At 63.8% G+C, this 18,393-nt stretch carries 20 protein-coding genes; 10 read left to right on the top strand and 10 right to left on the bottom strand.

Features of this window, described 5'->3' with window-relative positions; genetic code table 11:
* From ACTS2Z_RS00750 to ACTS2Z_RS00730, 5 genes are all read left to right on the top strand, one after another.
* The coding region (locus ACTS2Z_RS00750; RefSeq protein ID WP_442571324.1) for an ATP-binding protein at positions 1 to 2,017 on the top strand (2,017 nt) is incomplete at its 5' end.
* A 132-nt stretch (positions 2,018 to 2,149) separates the two neighbouring features.
* A complete protein-coding gene (gene recA / locus ACTS2Z_RS00745; protein WP_442571323.1) occupies positions 2,150 to 3,238 on the top strand; it encodes a recombinase RecA in 1,089 nt (362 codons plus the stop codon).
* A gap of 121 nt (positions 3,239 to 3,359) precedes the next feature.
* Positions 3,360 to 6,020 carry an alanine--tRNA ligase gene (gene alaS / locus ACTS2Z_RS00740; protein WP_442571322.1) on the top strand — a complete coding sequence of 887 codons (2,661 nt, stop codon included), beginning with the start codon at positions 3,360 to 3,362 and terminating at the stop codon, positions 6,018 to 6,020.
* A 204-nt stretch (positions 6,021 to 6,224) separates the two neighbouring features.
* A complete protein-coding gene (rpsD, locus tag ACTS2Z_RS00735) occupies positions 6,225 to 6,842 on the top strand; it encodes a 30S ribosomal protein S4 (protein ID WP_442571321.1) in 618 nt (205 codons plus the stop codon).
* A gap of 126 nt (positions 6,843 to 6,968) precedes the next feature.
* Positions 6,969 to 7,349 (top strand): hypothetical protein, encoded by a 381-nt coding sequence (locus tag ACTS2Z_RS00730; protein ID WP_442571320.1) that lies wholly within the window; start codon positions 6,969 to 6,971, stop codon positions 7,347 to 7,349.
* Here the strand turns inward: ACTS2Z_RS00730 and grxD are convergent.
* Together grxD and ACTS2Z_RS00720 are read right to left on the bottom strand one after the other, a co-directional pair.
* Positions 7,346 to 7,678 carry a Grx4 family monothiol glutaredoxin gene (grxD, locus tag ACTS2Z_RS00725; RefSeq protein ID WP_442571319.1) on the bottom strand — a complete coding sequence of 111 codons (333 nt, stop codon included), beginning with the start codon at positions 7,676 to 7,678 and terminating at the stop codon, positions 7,346 to 7,348. The two genes, ACTS2Z_RS00730 and grxD, sit on opposite strands and share 4 nt — an antisense overlap.
* 74 nt (positions 7,679 to 7,752) lie before the next feature.
* A complete protein-coding gene (locus tag ACTS2Z_RS00720) occupies positions 7,753 to 7,983 on the bottom strand; it encodes a BolA family protein (protein ID WP_442571318.1) in 231 nt (76 codons plus the stop codon).
* A 109-nt stretch (positions 7,984 to 8,092) separates the two neighbouring features.
* Here ACTS2Z_RS00720 and ACTS2Z_RS00715 point away from each other — a divergent pair, with 109 nt between their 5' ends.
* Together ACTS2Z_RS00715 and ACTS2Z_RS00710 are read left to right on the top strand one after the other, a co-directional pair.
* The gene (locus tag ACTS2Z_RS00715; RefSeq protein ID WP_442571317.1) at positions 8,093 to 9,085 is read left to right on the top strand and encodes a M20/M25/M40 family metallo-hydrolase; all 993 of its coding nucleotides are present in this window, start codon (positions 8,093 to 8,095) and stop codon (positions 9,083 to 9,085) included.
* A 6-nt stretch (positions 9,086 to 9,091) separates the two neighbouring features.
* Complete coding sequence (locus ACTS2Z_RS00710) at positions 9,092 to 9,505, top strand: PaaI family thioesterase (protein WP_442571316.1); 414 nt, start codon at positions 9,092 to 9,094, stop codon at positions 9,503 to 9,505.
* An 8-nt stretch (positions 9,506 to 9,513) separates the two neighbouring features.
* Here ACTS2Z_RS00710 and ACTS2Z_RS00705 read toward each other — a convergent pair whose 3' ends face one another.
* The gene (locus ACTS2Z_RS00705) at positions 9,514 to 10,713 is read right to left on the bottom strand and encodes an acyl-CoA dehydrogenase (protein WP_442571315.1); all 1,200 of its coding nucleotides are present in this window, start codon (positions 10,711 to 10,713) and stop codon (positions 9,514 to 9,516) included.
* 154 nt (positions 10,714 to 10,867) lie between these two features.
* Here ACTS2Z_RS00705 and ACTS2Z_RS00700 point away from each other — a divergent pair, with 154 nt between their 5' ends.
* Genes ACTS2Z_RS00700 through ACTS2Z_RS00690 form a run of 3 tightly spaced genes read left to right on the top strand, consistent with a single transcriptional unit; the run spans position 10,868 to position 13,541 of the window.
* The gene (locus ACTS2Z_RS00700) at positions 10,868 to 12,160 is read left to right on the top strand and encodes a 3-isopropylmalate dehydratase large subunit (RefSeq protein ID WP_442571314.1); all 1,293 of its coding nucleotides are present in this window, start codon (positions 10,868 to 10,870) and stop codon (positions 12,158 to 12,160) included.
* A complete protein-coding gene (locus ACTS2Z_RS00695; protein WP_442571313.1) occupies positions 12,157 to 12,666 on the top strand; it encodes a LeuD/DmdB family oxidoreductase small subunit in 510 nt (169 codons plus the stop codon). The genes ACTS2Z_RS00700 and ACTS2Z_RS00695 overlap by 4 nt, the downstream gene beginning before the upstream one ends.
* The gene (locus tag ACTS2Z_RS00690) at positions 12,663 to 13,541 is read left to right on the top strand and encodes an isocitrate lyase/PEP mutase family protein (protein WP_442571312.1); all 879 of its coding nucleotides are present in this window, start codon (positions 12,663 to 12,665) and stop codon (positions 13,539 to 13,541) included. The genes ACTS2Z_RS00695 and ACTS2Z_RS00690 overlap by 4 nt, the downstream gene beginning before the upstream one ends.
* Before the next feature lie 12 nt (positions 13,542 to 13,553).
* On the opposite strand, the gene ACTS2Z_RS00685 is transcribed toward ACTS2Z_RS00690, so the two are convergent.
* The 7 genes from ACTS2Z_RS00685 to ACTS2Z_RS00655 all read right to left on the bottom strand — a co-directional run.
* A complete protein-coding gene (locus ACTS2Z_RS00685) occupies positions 13,554 to 14,669 on the bottom strand; it encodes a nitrilase-related carbon-nitrogen hydrolase (protein ID WP_442571311.1) in 1,116 nt (371 codons plus the stop codon).
* Positions 14,653 to 15,054: an MmcQ/YjbR family DNA-binding protein gene (locus tag ACTS2Z_RS00680; protein WP_442571310.1), complete on the bottom strand. Its 402-nt coding sequence runs from the start codon at positions 15,052 to 15,054 to the stop codon at positions 14,653 to 14,655. The genes ACTS2Z_RS00685 and ACTS2Z_RS00680 overlap by 17 nt, the downstream gene beginning before the upstream one ends.
* Positions 15,051 to 15,974: a polysaccharide deacetylase family protein gene (locus ACTS2Z_RS00675; protein ID WP_442571309.1), complete on the bottom strand. Its 924-nt coding sequence runs from the start codon at positions 15,972 to 15,974 to the stop codon at positions 15,051 to 15,053. Before ACTS2Z_RS00675 ends, ACTS2Z_RS00680 begins: the two co-directional genes overlap by 4 nt.
* Positions 15,971 to 16,333: a hypothetical protein gene (locus ACTS2Z_RS00670; protein ID WP_442571308.1), complete on the bottom strand. Its 363-nt coding sequence runs from the start codon at positions 16,331 to 16,333 to the stop codon at positions 15,971 to 15,973. Before ACTS2Z_RS00670 ends, ACTS2Z_RS00675 begins: the two co-directional genes overlap by 4 nt.
* Complete coding sequence (locus ACTS2Z_RS00665; RefSeq protein ID WP_442571307.1) at positions 16,330 to 17,280, bottom strand: polysaccharide deacetylase family protein; 951 nt, start codon at positions 17,278 to 17,280, stop codon at positions 16,330 to 16,332. Before ACTS2Z_RS00665 ends, ACTS2Z_RS00670 begins: the two co-directional genes overlap by 4 nt.
* Complete coding sequence (locus ACTS2Z_RS00660) at positions 17,277 to 17,948, bottom strand: isochorismatase family protein (RefSeq protein ID WP_442571325.1); 672 nt, start codon at positions 17,946 to 17,948, stop codon at positions 17,277 to 17,279. Before ACTS2Z_RS00660 ends, ACTS2Z_RS00665 begins: the two co-directional genes overlap by 4 nt.
* A gap of 20 nt (positions 17,949 to 17,968) precedes the next feature.
* Positions 17,969 to 18,393 (bottom strand): CpcT/CpeT family chromophore lyase (locus ACTS2Z_RS00655; RefSeq protein ID WP_442571306.1); only part of this gene is annotated, 425 nt, incomplete at its 5' end.

Here is an 18,393-nt window from a genome sequence, read left to right as displayed (position 1 = left end):
GACCCTGTCGGCACTGGGCGAAGCCGGTGGCGGCGTGTTCAGCGTCGTTGTCGATCCGGTGCCGGGCGGCGGCGCGCTGTGGCGCTTTGCCCAGACCCGCGCAGCAGAGGCGCTGGAGACCGAGCCGGGCACGCCGGACTGGGCCGAACATGCGCCGGTTGGCCTGTTCCTCGCCGATGGAGAGGGCAGGGTTCTCGCCGCCAACGCCACCTTGCGCGCTTGGCTGGACGTGCCGGAGGGGCAAGCCCTCAAGGTGAAGGACTTCCTCGCCGGTGACATGGCAAAGAGCTTCCTGAAAACGCGCACAGAGCAGGGCGTCAGCCGCCTCGATGCCCGGCTTCTCGGCCGCGAGGGTGTCGAAAGTCCGGTCACTCTGGCGGTTAACTGGGATGGCGGGCGTCCGGCGCGCGCCCGCGCCGTCGTCTACGGCCTGACCGCCGCCGGCACACCGCCCGGCATTGCGCAGGTCATTGCCCAGCATACCGCAGGGCGCACAGGTCGCACGTTCGATGACATGTTTGCCAGCGCCCCGTTTGGCGTGGCGCGCCTGGATGGTGCCGACCCGTCCAGCTCCATTGTCGAGGATGCAAACCCGGCCCTCGTCCAGCTTTCCGGCGGCGCGGCGATACCCGGAATCGCGTTTGAATCGCTTTTCGACTGGAGCCAGGGCGAAAGCGCCGAGACGGCCTTTGCCACTGCCATGTCGGGCCGCAGCGAGCCTGTCGCGCTGAAGCTGAAATCCGCCGACGGGCTGCGCGATGTCCACCTCTTCCTGTCGCCGGCCCGGTCTGGCAAGCGTGCGGCCTATGTGGTCGACATCACCGCCCTGCGTGAGCTGGAAGGTCAGTATGCGCAGGCTCAGAAACTCAAGGCCGTCGGCGAGCTGGTTGCGCGCGTCGCGCACGACTTCAACAATTTCCTGACCGCGATACGTCTGAACACCGACAACCTGCTGCTGCGTCACCCGGTCGGCGATCCGACCTATCCCGATCTGCAGAACATCAATGGTGTGGTCGCTCAGGCCGCTGGCCGGATCAAGCATCTGCTCGCCTTTGCCCGCAAGCAGACCTTGCGCGTGGAGACGGTCGACCTGACCGAGACGCTGGCCGATACCGTCCATCTGGTGCGCCAGAGCGTCGAGGAATGGATGCGCGTCGAGATCCGACATGGGCGCGACGTGCCGCTGGTGCGAATCGACAAGGACGAGCTGGCCAACGCGCTGATGAACCTTGCCACCAATGCGCGCGATGCCATGGCCGCCAAGGGACGCGGCACGCTGACCATCTCCACCGAGGCCGTGGATGCCAATGCCGTGCGCGCCGCCGGTGCGCCCGACGCGCGCGAAGGCGCGTGGGCGGCCATCCATGTGGCTGACGAGGGATCGGGCATGGACGAGGCCACGCTCGCCAAGATTTTCGAGCCCTTCTTCACCACCAAGGAGCCGGGCAAGGGGACGGGCCTTGGCCTTGCCACCGTCTATGGCATCGTCAAGCAGTCGGGCGGCTTCCTGTTTGCGCGCTCCACGCCGGGTGAGGGGACGACTTTTTCGATCTACCTGCCCGGCCATACGCCTGATGCCGAGGAGATTGCCCGCACCGAGGCCCGCAAGGCCGAAGTGCCCGTCCAGCGCAAACCGGCCGATCTCGCCGGGCGGGGCCGCATCCTGCTGGTTGAGGACGAAGCGCCGGTGCGCACCATCACAGCCTCGACGCTGAAGCGGCGCGGTTACGAGGTGGAACAGGCCGAGGACGGGGAAGAGGCGCTGGCGATTCTCGAGGAGCGCCCGGGCGAGTTTGACCTCATCATCTCTGACGTGGTGATGCCGGGCCTCGATGGTCCGGGACTTCTGAAGGCGGCGGCGCCCTATCTTGGCAATGCGCGGGTGATCTTCATCTCCGGCTATGCCGAGGAGCATTTCTCCCACACGCTGTCGGCCGATCTGGATATCTCCTTCCTGCCCAAGCCCTTCAGCCTTGAAGCGCTGGCCCAGCGCGTGAAGGACGAACTCGGACGCTAGGCAAGGCAGGGCGGGGTTGTCCGGCAGCGCCCAAATGTTCTTCTTGCGTTCCCGGAACAAATACGGTACGAAATCCCTCAACACAGCGCAATTGCCCGGCCCGGCAAGGCGTGAAATAAGGGAACCGAACCGATGGCATCTTCAGCAATCCGACTGGTGAAAGACACCGATATGGACAAGTCCAAGGCTCTCGAAGCCGCTTTGACGCAGATCGACCGGCAGTTCGGCAAGGGCTCCGTGATGAAGCTCGGCGCCCGCCCCAACCAGAATATCGAAGCGGTATCGACCGGCTCGCTCGGCCTCGACATTGCTCTGGGTGTTGGCGGTCTGCCCAAGGGCCGCATTGTCGAGATTTACGGCCCGGAAAGCTCGGGCAAGACCACGCTTGCCCTGCATTGCATTGCCGAGGCGCAAAAGCGCGGCGGCGTATGCGCCTTCGTCGATGCCGAACATGCGCTTGACCCGGTCTATGCCCGCAAGCTGGGTGTGGATGTCGGTGAATTGCTGGTCTCCCAGCCCGATACTGGCGAGCAGTCGCTGGAAATCACCGACACGCTGGTGCGCTCCGGCGCGATCGATGTGCTGGTGATCGACTCGGTTGCCGCCCTGACCCCGCGCGCCGAGCTTGAAGGCGATATGGGCGACAGCCTCCCCGGCCTGCAGGCCCGCCTGATGAGCCAGGCCCTGCGCAAGCTGACCGGCTCGATCTCCAAGTCGAATTGCCTTGTGATCTTCATCAACCAGATCCGCATGAAGATCGGCGTGATGTTCGGCAATCCGGAAACGACGACCGGCGGCAATGCGCTGAAATTCTATTCCTCCGTGCGTCTCGACATTCGCCGCATCGGCGCGATCAAGGACCGTGACGAGGTGATCGGCAACCAGACGCGCGTCAAGGTGGTCAAGAACAAGGTGGCACCGCCCTTCCGCGAGGTCGAGTTCGACATTCTCTATGGCGAGGGTATCTCGCGCATGGGCGAGGTCATCGATCTGGGTGTGAAGGCCGGGATCATCGAGAAATCCGGCTCCTGGTACTCGCACGACTCCGAGCGTATAGGTCAGGGCCGCGAGAACGCCCGCAAGTTCCTGCTCGACAATCCCGAGATCGCCGAGAAGATCGAAAACCAGATCCGCGCCAATGCCGGCCTCATTGCGGAAGAGATGCTGGTCGGTCCGGGCGAGGACGATGATCTCGACGATGCGGCGGAAGCGGCCGGATAGAAACCCGCCTTTTCTGCGGTAAAACGCCTTTCATTGCGACGGGCGCTTGGCTAAGCCGGGCGCCCGTTCGTATATGTGCGTTTCAAGACCGGTGTTTTTCAAAAGACGAGTGGAGCCTGCCATGACAGCCTTGCGCGATATCCGCGCCCAGTTCCTTGGCTATTTCGAAGGCCAGAACCACGAAGTGGTGGCCTCAAGCCCGCTCGTGCCGAAGGACGATCCGACCCTGCTCTTCACCAATGCCGGGATGGTCCAGTTCAAGAACGTGTTCACGGGCGCAGAGCGCCGGGCCAACCCGCGTGCGGCCTCGTCGCAGAAATGCGTGCGCGCCGGTGGCAAGCACAACGACCTTGATAATGTCGGCTATACCGCCCGCCACCACACCTTCTTTGAAATGCTGGGGAATTTCTCCTTCGGTGACTATTTCAAGGAAGAGGCGATCCATCACGCCTGGACGCTGGTGACACGTGATTTTGCCCTGCCAAAGGACAAGCTCCTTGTCACCGTCTATGCCGATGATGACGAGGCAGCGGGATGGTGGAAGAAGATCGCCGGCCTGCCCGATGAGCGCATCATCCGTATCGCGACGTCCGACAATTTCTGGATGATGGGCGATACCGGGCCGTGTGGCCCGTGTTCGGAGATTTTCTTCGACCATGGCGACCATATCCCCGGAGGCCCTCCCGGCAGCCCGGACGAGGATGGTGACCGCTTCATCGAGATCTGGAATCTCGTGTTCATGCAGTTCGAGCAGCAGCCTGACGGCTCGCGCCGCGCACTCCCCAAGCCCTCCATCGATACCGGCATGGGCCTTGAGCGCGTAGCTGCAGTCTTGCAGGGCAAGCACAATAATTACGAGATCGATCTCTTTGCCCGTCTCATCGCGGCTGGCGAGGACGCATTGAAGGTAAAGGCACAAGGCGAGGCGCTCGCCAGCCACCGCGTGATCGCGGACCATTTGCGCGCCACCAGCTTCCTGATTGCAGACGGTGTTTCGCCGTCGAATGAGGGGCGGGGCTATGTGCTGCGCCGCATCATGCGACGGGCCATGCGCCATGCGCATATCCTGGGCGCGGCAGAGCCCGTGATCTACACGCTCGCCCCGGTGCTCGCCGCCGAAATGGGCGAGGCCTTCCCCGAACTCAATCGGGCCTTGCCGGTGATCGAGGAGACCTTGCGCGGCGAGGAAGAACGCTTCCAGCGCACGCTGGGCCGCGGCCTCACCCTGCTGGAAGAGGCGATCGCCGATCTTCCCGAAGGTGCGCCGCTTCCCGGCGAGACCGCCTTCAAGCTCTATGACACCTATGGCTTCCCCCTCGATCTGACCCAGGATGCGCTGCGCGCGCGGGGCCTGAGCGTGGACGAGGCCGGTTTCAACGCCTCCATGGAGCGCCAGCGCGCCGAAGCGCGTGCCCACTGGCAAGGTTCCGGCGATGCTGCCGGCGATGCGGTCTGGTTTGCCGTGCGCGACGTCACTGGGCCGAGCCGCTTTACCGGCTATGGCGAGACGTCCGGCGAGGGCGTGCTGAAAGCCATCATTGCCGAAGGCGGCATGCAGGATGGCTTGCAGGCGGGTGCGCGCGCCGAACTGGTCTTTGACAGCACACCCTTCTATGCCGAGTCCGGCGGTCAGGTCGGGGATGCAGGCGATATCCGCTTTGCCAATGGCGCCCGCTTCGTGGTCGAGGACGTGAAGAAGCGCGCGGGCGATGTCTTCGCCCATATCGGTGTACTGGAAAGCGGCGCGATCTCTGTGGGTGATGCGGCGGATCTGAACATCGATACGGCCCGCCGTGACCGCACCCGCTCCAACCACTCCGCGACGCACCTCATGCATTCGGCGCTGCGCAACGTGCTGGGTCCGCATGTGGCCCAGAAGGGCTCCTATGTCGGGCCGGACCGGCTGCGTTTTGACTTCTCGCACGGGCGCGCACTCAGCTCGGCTGACCTTGCTGCCATCGAGGCGGAAGTGAACGCCGTCGTGCGCCAGAACGACGAGACGGAAACGGCGGAGTCCACGCCCGAGGAAGCCATCGCCAAGGGCGCGCTCGCGCTCTTTGGAGAGAAGTATGGCGACCGCGTGCGCGTGCTCACCATCGGCCAAGCGCCCGGCGAGCCCGGAAAGGCCTATTCGGTGGAATTGTGCGGCGGCACCCATGTCCGCCGGACCGGTGACATTGCCCTGTTCAAGATTGTCGGCGAAAGCGCGGTCTCGGCTGGCGTGCGCCGTGTCGAGGCGCTGACCGGTGAGGCGGCGCGCGAATATCTCGAGCAGCAGGCAGGCATTGCCCGGGCTGCTGCCGATGCGCTCAAGGTGCCGGTTGGCGATCTCGAAAAGCGGCTTGCCACCCTGATGGACGAGCGCCGCAGGCTGGAGCGTGAGCTCAGCGAGGCCAAGACCAGACTCGCCATGGGTGGCGGCGGCGGGGCTGCGCCGCAGGCCGCCGAAGTCATCGGCAATCTGAAATTCACCGGGCGTATCGTCGAAGGCGTCGGCGGCAAGGAGCTGCGCGCCCTGGTCGATGCCGCCCGCGAGGAGATGGGCTCCGGCATCGCCGCCTTTGTCGGCATTGTCGATGGCAAGGCCGCTATCGCGGTCGGTGTGACCGAAGATCTCGCAGGCAGCGCAGCCGATGCGGTCGAGCTGGTGCGTGCCGGCTCTGCGGCTCTGGGCGGCAAGGGCGGCGGTGGCCGTCCTGATTTCGCGCAAGCCGGCGGCCCGGACGCTGACAAGGGTGAAGAGGCGCTCGCCGCGATCCGCGCCGTGCTTTCCGGCAAGTAGGAACACCGCGCACCGGCGCGCGCATGGCACCTGTCAGAATTGACAAGTCGCGTGCGCGCGCATATCACCCGCGCTTCCCTCGCGCTGGAGCCGGATGACGGCTCTGAATATCCATCCCACGGGACGATGCGTGAACCGCCGTGTTGCATTGCGAACGCCTTGTGAGGGAGCGTTTGCCGGGCCGCGTCACAAGAAGAGAGAACCATGTCGAAGCGTCATTCGCAGAAATACAAGATTGATCGCCGTATGGGCGAGAACATCTGGGGCCGTCCGAAATCCCCGATCAACAACCGCCCCTACGGCCCCGGCCAGCACGGCCAGCGCCGCAAGGGCAAGATGAGCGATTTCGGCCTCCAGCTGATGGCCAAGCAGAAGCTCAAGGGCTATTACGGCAACATCACCGAGAAGCAGTTCGCGCGCACCTATGAAGAGGCGCAGCGCCGCCGCGGCAACACCGCGGAAAACCTGATCGGTCTTCTCGAAAGCCGTCTGGATGCGGTCGTCTACCGCGCCAAGTTCGTGCCGACCGTGTTCGCCGCCCGCCAGTTCGTCAATCACGGCCACGTGATGGTGAACGGCAAGCGCGTCAACATCTCGTCCTACCAGGTGAAGCCGGGTGACGTGGTCGAAGTGCGCCAGAAATCGCGCAACATGGCCCTCGTGCTCGAAGCGCTCGACAGCGCCGAGCGTGAAGTGCCGGACTATATCGATCTCGATGCCAAGGCGATGAAAGCCACCTATACGCGCGTGCCGGAATTCTCCGACGTGCCGTATCCGGTGAAGATGGAACCGAACCTCGTGGTCGAGTTCTACGCGTCGTAAGGCGAAAATCGCATACCTGCAGAAGCGAAAAGCCCGCCGGCAAGTCTGGCGGGCTTTTTGTTTGCCTTCAGCTTGCAGTCATGTGGAATGGGGCAGGACATCAGGCGAACCACGAAGGGACACCCGATGAACACGCTCCGTCATGCCATCTCCGGCCTCGCCCTGGCGCTCGGCGTGAGCGCCTGTGTATCCGCGACGCCGGCCGGCCTGCCGGGCGAGCCGGAGCCGGTCTATGGCTCTTACCGGGCCGCCGACGGGTCGCTGCGGGTGCAGGTGGCATCCAATGGCTGCACTCGCGAAGAGAGCTTCGAGCCGGTCGTGATGATGGATTCGCGCACGCGCTGGTCATTCACGGTGGAGTTCAGGCGTCTGCAACCTGATCTGTGCCGGGCCTATCTGCCCGAAGGTGTGGAGCTGAGCTGGACGCTGGACGATCTCGGCCTGCCGCCCAGCGCTGCCGTGCGCGTCATCAACCGTGAAGTGCCGGCACCCCGGCCGAGGCGCTAGGCCGCCTCGACGCCCTTTTCTGCGAGCAGGGCTTTCAGTTCGCCGGTCTCGTACATTTCCTTGACGATGTCGCATCCGCCAATGAACTCGCCCTTCACATAGAGCTGCGGGATGGTCGGCCATTCGGAATAGACCTTCACGCCTTCGCGCACATCCATGTCTTCGAGGACGTTCACACTGTGAAACTCGACGCCCATGTGCTGCAGAACGCGCGAGACGAGCGAGGAAAACCCGCACTGGGGAAAGAGCGGTGTGCCCTTCATGAACAGCACGACATCGTGGCCTTCCACCGTATTGCGGATCGATTCAAGCGTGGCAGTGTCGGTCATGATGGGCGCTCCTTCGCGCGGGGTGAGTATGGGCGAGAGCTAGGAAGGCGGAGGCCTCCGGTCAAGCGGGCGCGTCAGGGCGCGCGGGTGACAAGCGCCAGAGCGTGCAACTCGCCGCCCATCCGCCCGCCGAGCGCATTATAGACCAGCTGGTGCTGCTTCACACGGGTAAGTCCCGCAAAGGCAGGCGAGACAACTGTCGCGCGATAGTGATCGCCATCCCCGGCCAGATCCTCGATCTCGACGCTCGCGCCGGGCAGGGCCTCAAGGATCAGGCGTTCAATGTCTCCAGCCTGCATGGGCATGAAAGTTTCTCCTGTTCGCCGCGCCGTGTGCCGCTAGACTTGGGTGAATGACGGCGAATCCGCAAGTCGCTCGTCCATCCGTCAGTCAGGGCAGGGGCCTCATCGACACATGAACACGATACGACATTTTCTCGCGCTGCCGGCGCTTGCCCTGGTTCTGGCCGCCTGCACGGCGCCCGAAGAGCCCGCCATCTCGCGCGAGGCGCAGGCGCTGGAAGACCTTCGCATCCTGTCGGCTGACGACATGCAGGGCCGCCTCGTGGGCACTGAGGGCAATGCGCGCGCGCGTGCCTATCTGGTCGAGCGCCTTACCGAGATCGGCGTTGAGCCGGTGTTTGAAAACTACGCCCAGTCCTTCACCTTCGAGCGCTCGCTGGACTTTCGTGATCCCGATGCGCCGCGCGAGACGATTGAGGCGATCAATCTGGTCGGCCGCATTGCAGGCACCAATCCCGGCGAGCACGTGATGGTGATCGGCGCGCACTACGACCATGTCGGCGTCGATGAGGACGGCAATATCTTCAACGGGGCCGATGACAATGCCTCGGGCACGGCAGGGCTGCTGGCGCTTGCGGCGGCCTTCATGGAAAATCCGCCGCAGAACGACGTGATCCTTGTGGCCTTTGACGCCGAGGAGGGTGGTCTTCGCGGGGCGCGCCATTTCGTGGCGAACCGCCCAGAGGGCTATGAATCCATTGGTTTCATGCTGAACATGGACATGATTGCCTATAGCGAGACCGACGATCTCTACGCGGTCGGCACCTGGCACTACCCCATTCTGGTGGATGTGGTGGCTGCGGCCTCTGAAGTCTCATCCATAAATCTGCGCACCGGTTATGACGAGCCGACCGACAATCCGCGCAATGACTGGACGATGCTCTCCGATCATGGCCCGTTCCATGCTGCCGGCATCGCCTTCCTCTACCTTGGTGTGGAGGATCACCAGCATTATCACCAGCCGAGCGATACTTATGAGAACATGACCCTGCCCTTCTTCGCAGGCGCTGTGGAGACGGTCATCGATGTCGCCCGCCGCGTCGATGCGATGCTGGGCGAGATCGCCGCAGCGCCTTCGCGCCAGCCCGAGGCAGTAGAGAAGTAAGTCCCGATGGGTCTGACGGTCGATCAACTCAACGACTTTGCCGTGCCGCTGGCGCGCACGCTCGGCATCATTGTGACCGAGGCGGGGCCGGAGCGTGTGGTCGCGGAAATGGAGGTGCGCGCCGACATCTGCACGCTCGGCGACACGCTGCATGGCGGGGCCATGATGAGCCTCGCCGACATTGCCGGGGCCATCGGTGCCTTCGTGTCTCTGCCGGAAGGGGCGGTGAGCACCACCACGACCGAGAGCAAGACGAACATGATCTCAAGCCCGCCTGTGGGCTCGAAGGTCATCGCGATTGCGACCCCGGTTCACAAGGGAAAGACCAGCCAGGTCTGGCAGACCCGGATCGAGCGGGAGGATGGCAAGCTCGTCTCGCTCACCACCCAGACCCAGCTCAACATGTGGCCGAAGGGCTAGACGGCCCTCTACGCGAAGGCCTGATGTCCTGTGATGGCGCGTCCCAGGATCAGGGCGTGGATATCGTGTGTGCCCTCATAGGTGTTGACGGTTTCGAGGTTCACCGCGTGGCGCAGCACGTGATATTCCTCCGCGATGCCGTTGCCGCCGTGAATGTCGCGTGCTTCGCGGGCGATTGAGAGCGCCTTGCCGCAATTATTGCGCTTCATCAGCGAGATGGCTTCGGGCACGAAGGCGCCCTGATCGATCAGGCGGCCGAGCTGGAGCGCGCCCAGTAGCCCCAGCGTGATCTCGGTCTGCATGTCGGCGAGCTTCTTCTGGACCAGCTGGGTGGCCGCGATCGGCTTGCCGAAGACGATGCGTTCGAGCGCATAGTCGCGCGCGGCGTGGAAGCAGAACTCTGCCGCCCCCATCGCGCCCCAGGAGATGCCGTAGCGCGCCTTGTTCAGGCACGAGAACGGCCCGCGCAGGCCCTTCACGCCCGGCAGGAGGGCGTCTTCGGACACCTTCACCTCGTCCAGCGAGATCGAGCCGGTGACCGAGGCACGAAGCGAGAGCTTGCCCTCGATCTTGGGCGTCTCGAAGCCTTGTGTGCCGCGCTCCACGATGAAGCCGCGTATCTCGCCATCAAGCTTGGCCCAGACGACCGCAAGGTCGGCGATGGGCGAGTTGGTGATCCACATTTTCGAGCCGTTGAGGACGTAGCCGCCTTCAACCTTCTTCGCGTTCGTGCGCATCGCGCCCGGATCAGACCCGCCATCGGCCTCGGTCAGGCCAAAGCAGCCCACAAACTCGCCTGAAGCCAGCTTGGGCAGGTATGTCTTGCGCTGGGCCTCCGAGCCGAAGGCGAAGATCGGGTACATGACCAGCGAGGACTGCACGCTCATCGCCGAGCGATAGCCCGAATCGACCGCCTCGACCTCGCGGGCAATCAGCCCGTAGGCGACATGGGAGAGGTCCGATCCGCCATAGGCCTCCGGCAGGGTCGCGCCCAGAAGGCCAAGCTCGCCCATCTCGGTCATGATCGCCCGGTCGAAATGCTCCTCGCGTGCCGCCTTCGTCACACGCGGCAGCAACGCCCCGCGCGCATAGCCGCGCGCGGTGTCGCGCACCATGCGCTCCTCCTCGGTCAGAAGCGTCTCAAGCTGCAACGCATCATCCCACTGAAAGGAAATTCCTGAGTGTGTCGAACGGTCGGCCGATGGCATCGTGTGGTCCCTCTGCAGCGTTTTTTACGCCGTGTGTGGTGTTTGCGGTTCCGGGTTTCCCAAGAAATGTTATAAAGATATATCTTTTATGGCTTGTGCTTCCAAGGCCGGAATTCCTATCGTCCGGTATCAGACAGACAGGGGACCCCGCATCGTGACAAAACCCGCCACTCTTGCTCAGAAAATCCTGGCGCGTGCCGCCGGGCGAGAGCATGTGGAGCCGGGTGAGATCGTCACGGTGAAAGTCGACCTGGCGATGGCCCATGACAGCTCGGGCCCGCGCCGCTGGCGTGCGCGTCTCGAAGCGCTGGGGACAGGGCTCTGGGACGCGGACCGCGTGGTCATCGTGTCGGACCATTATGTACCGGCCGTCGATGCGGAGAGCGCGTCTATCCTGAAAACCACGCGCGACTTTGCACGCGATTATGGTGTCCGGAACTTCTACGACATGCGCGGCATCTGCCATGTCATCCTGCCCGAGCACGGGCATTTGCGGCCCGGACTCTTCGTTGCGGGCGGCGATTCCCACACCACCAATGGCGGAGCGTTCGGTTGCTACGCCGCCGGGTTCGGCGCCACCGACATGACTGCCATCGCCGCAACCGGCGAGACCTGGACCAATGTTCCCCACACCATCCGGGTGGAGATAAGCGGAGCCCTGGGCGCTTACGTTTCTGCCAAGGACATCATGCTCGCGCTCTGCCGGGACCTAGGCATGGGCAATCATTTCAAGGCCATCGAGTTTGGCGGCGAGACCGTGCAGGCCATGGACATGGAAGCCCGCATGGTGCTGGCGAACATGACCGCAGAACTGGGCGGCGAGGTGGGGCTTGTCGAGCCGGACGCGGTTACGCTCGCCCATATCCGTTCGCATGGCGGTGAGATCGATGACAGCGAGATCATTCGCTGGCAATCGGATGAAGGCGCCCCTTATGAGAAGGTCTTCACGCTGGATGCCTCGCGCCTCGCCCCGCAGGTGGCGGCTCCCCACAGCCCGGCCAACTCCAGCGATGTGACGCGCCATGAGGGCGTCGAAATCCATCAGGCCTATATCGGCGCGTGTGTAGGCGCCAAGCTGTCCGACCTTCACATGGCCGCAAGCCTTCTTGAAGGGCGCAAGGTGGCACAAGGCGTGCGCCTGCTGGTCGCGCCTGCGTCTGCCAAGGTCACACAGGCCGCAGCGAAGGATGGCACGCTGGCCATTCTGGCCGATGCCGGGGCCGTTATGCTGCCTTCAGGCTGCGGGGCCTGCGCCGGCCTTGGCGCGGGGCTTCTGGCGGAGGGTGAGGTGTGCATCTCGTCCACCAACCGCAATTTCAAGGGACGGATGGGCCACAAGGACGCCGAGGTCTGGCTGGGGTCGCCCTTTACGGTTGCGGCCAGCGCCGTCACCGGACGGATCACCGATCCCCGCAAGCTGGCGTCTGAACGGAGCCGTGCGGCATGAACGGGGTGCAGACTGGACAGGCCTTTGTCTACGGGGACCGTATCGATACCGATGTGCTGGCCCCTGGCCATGCCATGAAGCTGGGGCCGGAAGGCCTCGCTCGCCATTGCCTGGAGGCTATTGATCCAGGCTTTTCTGCCCGCGTGAAGCCGGGCGATTTCCTGATCGCTGGCGAGGATTTCGGCATAGGCTCCAGCCGCGAGCAGGCAGCTATATCACTGAAGCGGCTGGGTATTGCCGCGATTTTCGCGCGTTCCTACGCCCGTATATTTTTCCGCAATGCCATCAATATCGGCCTGCCGGCTTACGTACTGGACCATCCGGGCTTTGCCGTCACTGGTGATGTCGTGAATTTCGACTGGGACACCGGCAAGCTGACCAATCCGGGCACGGGCGCGACGGCGACAGTCACCCCTATGCCCCACCATCTCAAGACCATGATCGAAGCGGGGGGGCTCATGGAGTCCCTTAAAGCACGCTTCGGCGCGAGGGAGCCAATATCATGAGCCTGAAAGCGCGCCTTGCGCAGAAACCGGCAGTCCTGGCTCCGGGAGTTTACGATGCGCTGTCTGCCCTGCTGGTCGAGCAGGCCGGTTTCGAAGCAGCCTATCTGTCGGGCGCATCCATCGCCTACACCGCGCTTGGCCGCCCCGATCTGGGCCTTGTCAGTGCCGAGGAGGTTGCTGGCGTCGTGCGGCGTATCCGCGAGCGTGTCTCGCTGCCGCTGATCGTCGATGCCGACACCGGTTTTGGCAATGCGCTCAACGTGCAGCGCACCATGATTACGTTTGAGCAGGCCGGAGCGAGCGCGATCCAGCTTGAAGACCAGCAATTGCCCAAACGCTGCGGGCATCTGGCTGGCAAGTCCCTGATTTCGACCGAAGAGATGGTGGGCAAGGTGCGCGCCGCTGCCGACGCACGCCGGTCAGAGGAGACGCTTATCATCGCGCGTACCGATGCCATCGCGGTGGAAGGCTTTGAAAGCGCGCTGGAAAGGGCCGAGGCCTATCGCGCCGCCGGTGCAGACCTGCTCTTTGTCGAAGCGCCGCGCTCTCAGGAGGAATTGCAGGCTATCGCCACCCGCTTTGCCGGGCGCATTCCCTTGCTGGCCAACATGGTGGAAGGCGGACGCACGCCTTTGCGCACGGCCGAGGAGCTGGAGGCCATCGGCTATCAGCTCGTCATCACGCCGGGCGCGATGGTGCGTGCGCTGACCTTCGCTGCGCAGGACTTCCTGCAAGGCCTGAAGCAGACCGGTTCCACCGCGGGATATCGCGGCAAGATGCTCGATTTTGACGGGCTCAACCGGGTGCTCGGGCTGGACGAGATGAAGGCGCTGGGCGCCGCCTACGATCCGGCGAGCCGCGACGCCGCCGAATAGGTGAGGGGGCGGCTAGCCCCCGGCCATTTCCTGCAGGCGTTCTATGACTGCACGCTGCCGGTTGAGAGCAGCGGCGCGGTCATCAATGCCGCCATCGGCCAGCGCGTTGGGCTGGGCGCCCTGTGCGCTCTCATAGGCGGGTGCATAGGCCGCGAAGGGCTGGCGGGAGAGAAGATTGGTCATCCCGGTCCGGCTGCGGGCACCGCGAAGTCCATCAAGGTCCAGTATCGCGTTGGCGTTCAGGCTTTCGCCCGATTGTGCCTCGGCCAACACCCGGCCATTCCAGTCGACAATCTGGCTCATTGCGTCGGTCGAAGCGGACGGGATGGGCGTTCCGGCAATTTCCGCAGAATTTGCCGAGATGACGTAGGCCATGTTCTCCACCGCCCGCGCGCGCTTGGCGATGTGCTTGGGCGTCAGCTCGGTGGAGCCGACCTCGCTGGTTGGGTGAAGCAGTATCTCTGCGCCCTTCATGGCATGCATGCGGGCGATTTCCGGGTAGAGGATTTCCTCGGACGCAACGGTGCCCAGAACGCCGATATCGGTCCGGGCGACCGGAAACACCGCGTCATAGCCGTAAATTTCCAGATAGGCATCCCAGACATCGAACGGGCTCGGCGTGTAGAGCGAGATCATGCGGCGATAGCGCAATATCTGATCGCCATTGGGAGCGAAGATCACATTCGCCTGAAAATAGAGGTCGGGGAAGTTGGTGTCGGTCTCATACGCGTTCACGCACAGATAGAGATTCTGGCTCTGCGCCATTGCAGCCATCGCCTCGTATTCAGGCCCGTCGATATCAATGGCGGCCTTGTCGCGCCACTGCGCCCGGCTTTCGCCCAGCGGAAAGCCGGTGATGAAGTATTCCGGCACGACGACCAGCTTCAGTTCAGTGCCGTTGAACGTGCGCAGGAAAGCTTTCGAGCTGGCGATCTGGGCCCGTGCCCGCCCGATGCTGGCCATCATGCGGGCGCGGGCAGACTCGCGGCTGGTGTCCTGATTGACTGCATCGCAGCGCATCTGGAGAGCGAGCGCTGAATATCGCTCGGCCTGTGCATGGGCGGCGGGGAGAAGGGCGGCTGCGCCGAGCGCTGCGGCTCCGCCAAGAATGTCACGCCGTGTGGTCATGGCCGAACTCCTTCAAACGATGGGCATTGCTCGCGTCCCAGTCCTTCAGGAACCGCTTGGGCGCCTGTTGGCGCCACACCTTGAACAGATTGCTGCGGGCCCAGTCCGCGTCGAACCGGTCAGGGCGCATCAGGACAAGTCCATAGGGCTTGTGATGGTCAGTGATGAAGAAGATTTCCGGCGCGGCCTCCATCAGGAAGTCGCGTTCTTCCGGCGCAACCTTGAAGACCGGCGCATCGGCGTAGTCCTGTGGTGACCACCAGGTCCAGAGCTTGCCATGGGCTTTCAGGCCCGGATTGCCCCAGGAAATGCTGTCCTCAACCTTTGGCAGGTCCAGCGCGAGGGCAAAGGCGCGCAGATCGTCCCAGCCGGTCATGACCGTCATGGAGCCGCCTGCGAGAATGCCTGTGCGATCTCATCCGCACGCCCGCACCAGACCTGCTCATCGCCAGCGAGCGCTACCAGCATCTCGCGCAAGGCCCAGACCCGGAAGGGCTGCCCGGCAACAAAAGGTGTCAGGGTAAAGCCGAGTACGCCCGCGCCGCGCGCCGCGCTTTCGGCGATCAGGAAATCCTTCGCCTCGATGATCTGGTCACGCCAGAGCGCCTCGCTCTGATGGCGCTCGATCAGCAATTTGAAGTCCTCCAGCTCGTTATGCACCGGCAGGGCGGTGAGGGGTCCGCTTTCGGTACGCAAGGCAACCGGCACCTGATCGGTTTCCCAGTCCAGCGTGCGGGTAAAGCCGTGTGCGGTGAGAAGGTCAGGTGTCGCAAAGCTCTGCTGGCGCGCCGGGCTCATCCAGCTGACGGGATTGAGGCCTGCACCGTCAAAGGCACGCCGCACCGCCTCGATGCGCCGGTTTTCCTCATCCCTTTCCAGTCCCGACCAGTGGATGGCATCGCCATTGAGGCCCGCTGCCGCAATCTCGTGTCCACCTTCGGCAATGGCGTCCACCAGCGGACGGGCGCGCGCGATCAGGTCGGCGCTGACCGGGAAGGTCGCCTTCAGGCCAGCCTGTTTCAGAGCGTCCAGAATGCGGAATACGCCAACCCGGTTACCGTAGTCGCGGCTGGTGAAATGGCGAAGATCCGGCCAGGGCGTGACCATGCCCGCAGGATGGCGAAAGGGGGAGTTCGCCGGGTTTATCGGATGGAACTCGCAATTGACGACAATCATCACGGCGAGCGCCTTCCCATTGGCAAGGCGTACCGGTGCCCGGTCCTTCGCCAGTTGCCAGTCATGGCGGTCCATGTCCTGTCCATGCCCGCGCCGGGGATATTCCAGATAGCTGGAAGGAAGCGTCATTCGGCCAGCTCCTCCCGGCGCTCCGCCGTCCAGAGCATCAGGAAGTCTCGCCCGACTGAGAAAGTCTGCCCCTCGATCCGGCCGTCGGGCATCAGCCGGCCCGAATGGAGATAGGGCCCGCTTGAATCCTCGGTTACGGCGGTAAAGGCGGTGGTGCCATTCCTTTCGGCGTGGCGGGCAGCGCCAAAGGCGGAGCCGTAAAATTCACCGTCCAGCGTTCCATTCTCTTCGGGAGACAGCACCATCGTCGTGGCGCTGGGCGGCGCATCGGCGCTGAAATACAGGGCCACGTCCCAAATGCCTTCAAGACCTGCAGGAGCAGCCTGCAGGGCTAGCGCGGTGAGGCTTGCGATGATCATGTGCTCGCTCCTTCAAAGCCGGTTCCGCCAGTTGCGCACCCTCTGGAGGCAATATCGGCTTGCGTCTGGTCCCAGCAATTCTCGCGGTAGAAGCCGGCAATCTCGCGCGCGGTCGTGAACCAGACATTGTCCCTGTGCCCGGCAATGTGAGCAAGGGCCGCCTCGAAAGCGCGCAGGCGGTGGGGCTGGCTCACCAGATAGGCGTGAAGCGGGATGCACATGACGGTGCCGGAGCGTTCGCCCTCTTCGAGCAACTGGTCGAACTGGCGCTTGAGAATGTCGGCATTACGCCACGGGTCCATCGCCAGTGCGCCATAGGTGATGACGTCATTCACCTCCAGCGAATAGGGCATGGAGACGAGCTTGCCGGTTTTCGTCTTCACCGGCTGGGGCTGGTCATCCTGGAACAGGTCGCACGTGTACCAGAAATCGTGCTCGGCAATCAGGTCGAGCGTGCGCGGCGTATGGGTGAGGGCAGGGGCAAGATAGCCGCGGATGCGCTGTCCGGTCGCCGCCTCCACCGTGCGGATGGAATCGGCCAGCACGGCGCGCTCCTGCGCCTCGTCCATCTCGTAGGAATAGCGGGTATTGTAGATGCCGTGGGAGAAGAACTCCCAGTCGCGCGCGGCGCACGCCTCGATGATTTCCGGGCAATGGTCGCACATGGCGACATTCAGGCTGACCGAGCCGCGAAGCGCGTGGCGGTCCAGCATTTCCATCAGCCGCCAGTGGCCGACCCTGTTGCCGTAATCGCGCTGGGAATAGCCGGTGACGTCCGGGGACGGGCGCGGCCAGCCGGGGCGCTTGGGGTTCTTCGGCGGGTCAAACTCGTAGAACTCGATGTTCGGCGCGATCCAGAAGGCGAGTTTCTTTTCCCCCGGCCAGACGATTTTCGGCCGGTCACGATAGGGCCAGTAGTCGTAGAGATTGGGGTCGGGCGCGCTCATCCCTGATAGCCTGCAATCCAGTCATCAACCTCGCTGACCTCGACCACATCGGCGTATTTCAGTTGCAGGTCGGTGAGGTTTGCAAAGTGATAGCTCTCATGCTTGTCGGCGACGCATTCCATAGGGATGATCGTGCGATAGCCGTGCGAGAGTGCATCGACGGCGGTTGCCCGCACACAGCCCGAGGTCGACCCGCCGGTGATCACCACCGTGTCGACGCGGTGCCAGGTCAGAAAGCTTGCCAGCGGAGTTTCGAAGAACGCGCTCGGCATACGCTTGGTGTAGACGGCATCGACCGTCCGGTCGATCTCCACCCGGTCATCGAAGGCGTGACGCTCAGACCCATACTTGATGTTCTGCAGGCTGTCCGGCGTATCGGTGCGGGTGCCCCAGATGCCGGCATCGGCGGCATTGTCCATGTAGGCTACATGGGTCCAGACAACCGGCAGGCCTTTTGCCCGCGCCGCCTTCGAAATGCGGTTCACATGGGTGAGCTGGTCAGGGTCGGTCACATAGGCCGTCTTCGGAAACAGGTCCGGCCGGGTATAGGCCTTTTGCGGATCGACATTGATGATGGCGAGCTTGCTGCCAAACCCGAAACGGGCGCGGGCAGGGTTCGCACGCACCTCCTCGAACAGTTCGCGGGCGGTCTTGTCAGACCGGATCATGGTCGGTTCAAAGCGTTGGGTCATGGCTGTCCTGGCGCGTGCTCGATGCGGTCGTAGATATTGGGAATGCCGCCGGGCGGAGCGAACGCGGCAATACCGTCATCACTGTAGTGCCCGGCCTCGCCGTGGGTGAAGAGGTCAGGCGCGATGGTGAAGCGCGCCGTGATGACAAGCTCCCGCCCGGAACGGCTGGAGACTACCCGGCAGGCGCCATCATCTATCTCGCCGGCATAGCCCGTCTCGCTGGCCTGCCAGTAGAAATCGCAACCGGGATCAGAGCGTTCGAGGTCTTCGGGTGACAGCGCCTGAAGGCTTGCAAGGCGCGCCTCGGCACTGGCAAATCGCTCCGGCTCGGCAAGCGTGTAGACCCCCATGCGCACGCGGCCGTCCGCGCCGGGCGCGTCTTCGAACGCATAGACACGCTGGCGGTAGATATCGCCGTCAG

The sequence above is a fragment of the Glycocaulis sp. genome (assembly GCF_052168375.1).
GTDB lineage: Bacteria > Pseudomonadota > Alphaproteobacteria > Caulobacterales > Maricaulaceae > Glycocaulis.
This window is presented reverse-complemented; position numbering and strand designations above follow the sequence as displayed.

Bases quoted from the DNA above. Each gene is read 5' to 3' on its own strand.
- ACTS2Z_RS00680 (WP_442571310.1), bottom strand. From the start codon at position 15,054: ATGACGGTCATGACCGGCTGGGACGATCTGCGCGCCTTTGCCCTCGCG.
- rpsD (WP_442571321.1), top strand. From the start codon at position 6,225: ATGTCGAAGCGTCATTCGCAGAAATACAAGATTGATCGCCGTATGGGC.
- recA (WP_442571323.1), top strand. From the start codon at position 2,150: ATGGCATCTTCAGCAATCCGACTGGTGAAAGACACCGATATGGACAAG.
- ACTS2Z_RS00685 (WP_442571311.1), bottom strand. From the start codon at position 14,669: ATGACCACACGGCGTGACATTCTTGGCGGAGCCGCAGCGCTCGGCGCA.
- ACTS2Z_RS00710 (WP_442571316.1), top strand. From the start codon at position 9,092: ATGGGTCTGACGGTCGATCAACTCAACGACTTTGCCGTGCCGCTGGCG.
- ACTS2Z_RS00665 (WP_442571307.1), bottom strand. From the start codon at position 17,280: ATGAGCGCGCCCGACCCCAATCTCTACGACTACTGGCCCTATCGTGAC.
- grxD (WP_442571319.1), bottom strand. From the start codon at position 7,678: ATGACCGACACTGCCACGCTTGAATCGATCCGCAATACGGTGGAAGGC.
- ACTS2Z_RS00695 (WP_442571313.1), top strand. From the start codon at position 12,157: ATGAACGGGGTGCAGACTGGACAGGCCTTTGTCTACGGGGACCGTATC.
- ACTS2Z_RS00690 (WP_442571312.1), top strand. From the start codon at position 12,663: ATGAGCCTGAAAGCGCGCCTTGCGCAGAAACCGGCAGTCCTGGCTCCG.
- ACTS2Z_RS00670 (WP_442571308.1), bottom strand. From the start codon at position 16,333: ATGATCATCGCAAGCCTCACCGCGCTAGCCCTGCAGGCTGCTCCTGCA.
- ACTS2Z_RS00675 (WP_442571309.1), bottom strand. From the start codon at position 15,974: ATGACGCTTCCTTCCAGCTATCTGGAATATCCCCGGCGCGGGCATGGA.
- ACTS2Z_RS00660 (WP_442571325.1), bottom strand. From the start codon at position 17,948: ATGATCCGGTCTGACAAGACCGCCCGCGAACTGTTCGAGGAGGTGCGT.
- ACTS2Z_RS00715 (WP_442571317.1), top strand. From the start codon at position 8,093: ATGAACACGATACGACATTTTCTCGCGCTGCCGGCGCTTGCCCTGGTT.
- ACTS2Z_RS00720 (WP_442571318.1), bottom strand. From the start codon at position 7,983: ATGCCCATGCAGGCTGGAGACATTGAACGCCTGATCCTTGAGGCCCTG.
- ACTS2Z_RS00730 (WP_442571320.1), top strand. From the start codon at position 6,969: ATGAACACGCTCCGTCATGCCATCTCCGGCCTCGCCCTGGCGCTCGGC.
- alaS (WP_442571322.1), top strand. From the start codon at position 3,360: ATGACAGCCTTGCGCGATATCCGCGCCCAGTTCCTTGGCTATTTCGAA.
- ACTS2Z_RS00705 (WP_442571315.1), bottom strand. From the start codon at position 10,713: ATGCCATCGGCCGACCGTTCGACACACTCAGGAATTTCCTTTCAGTGG.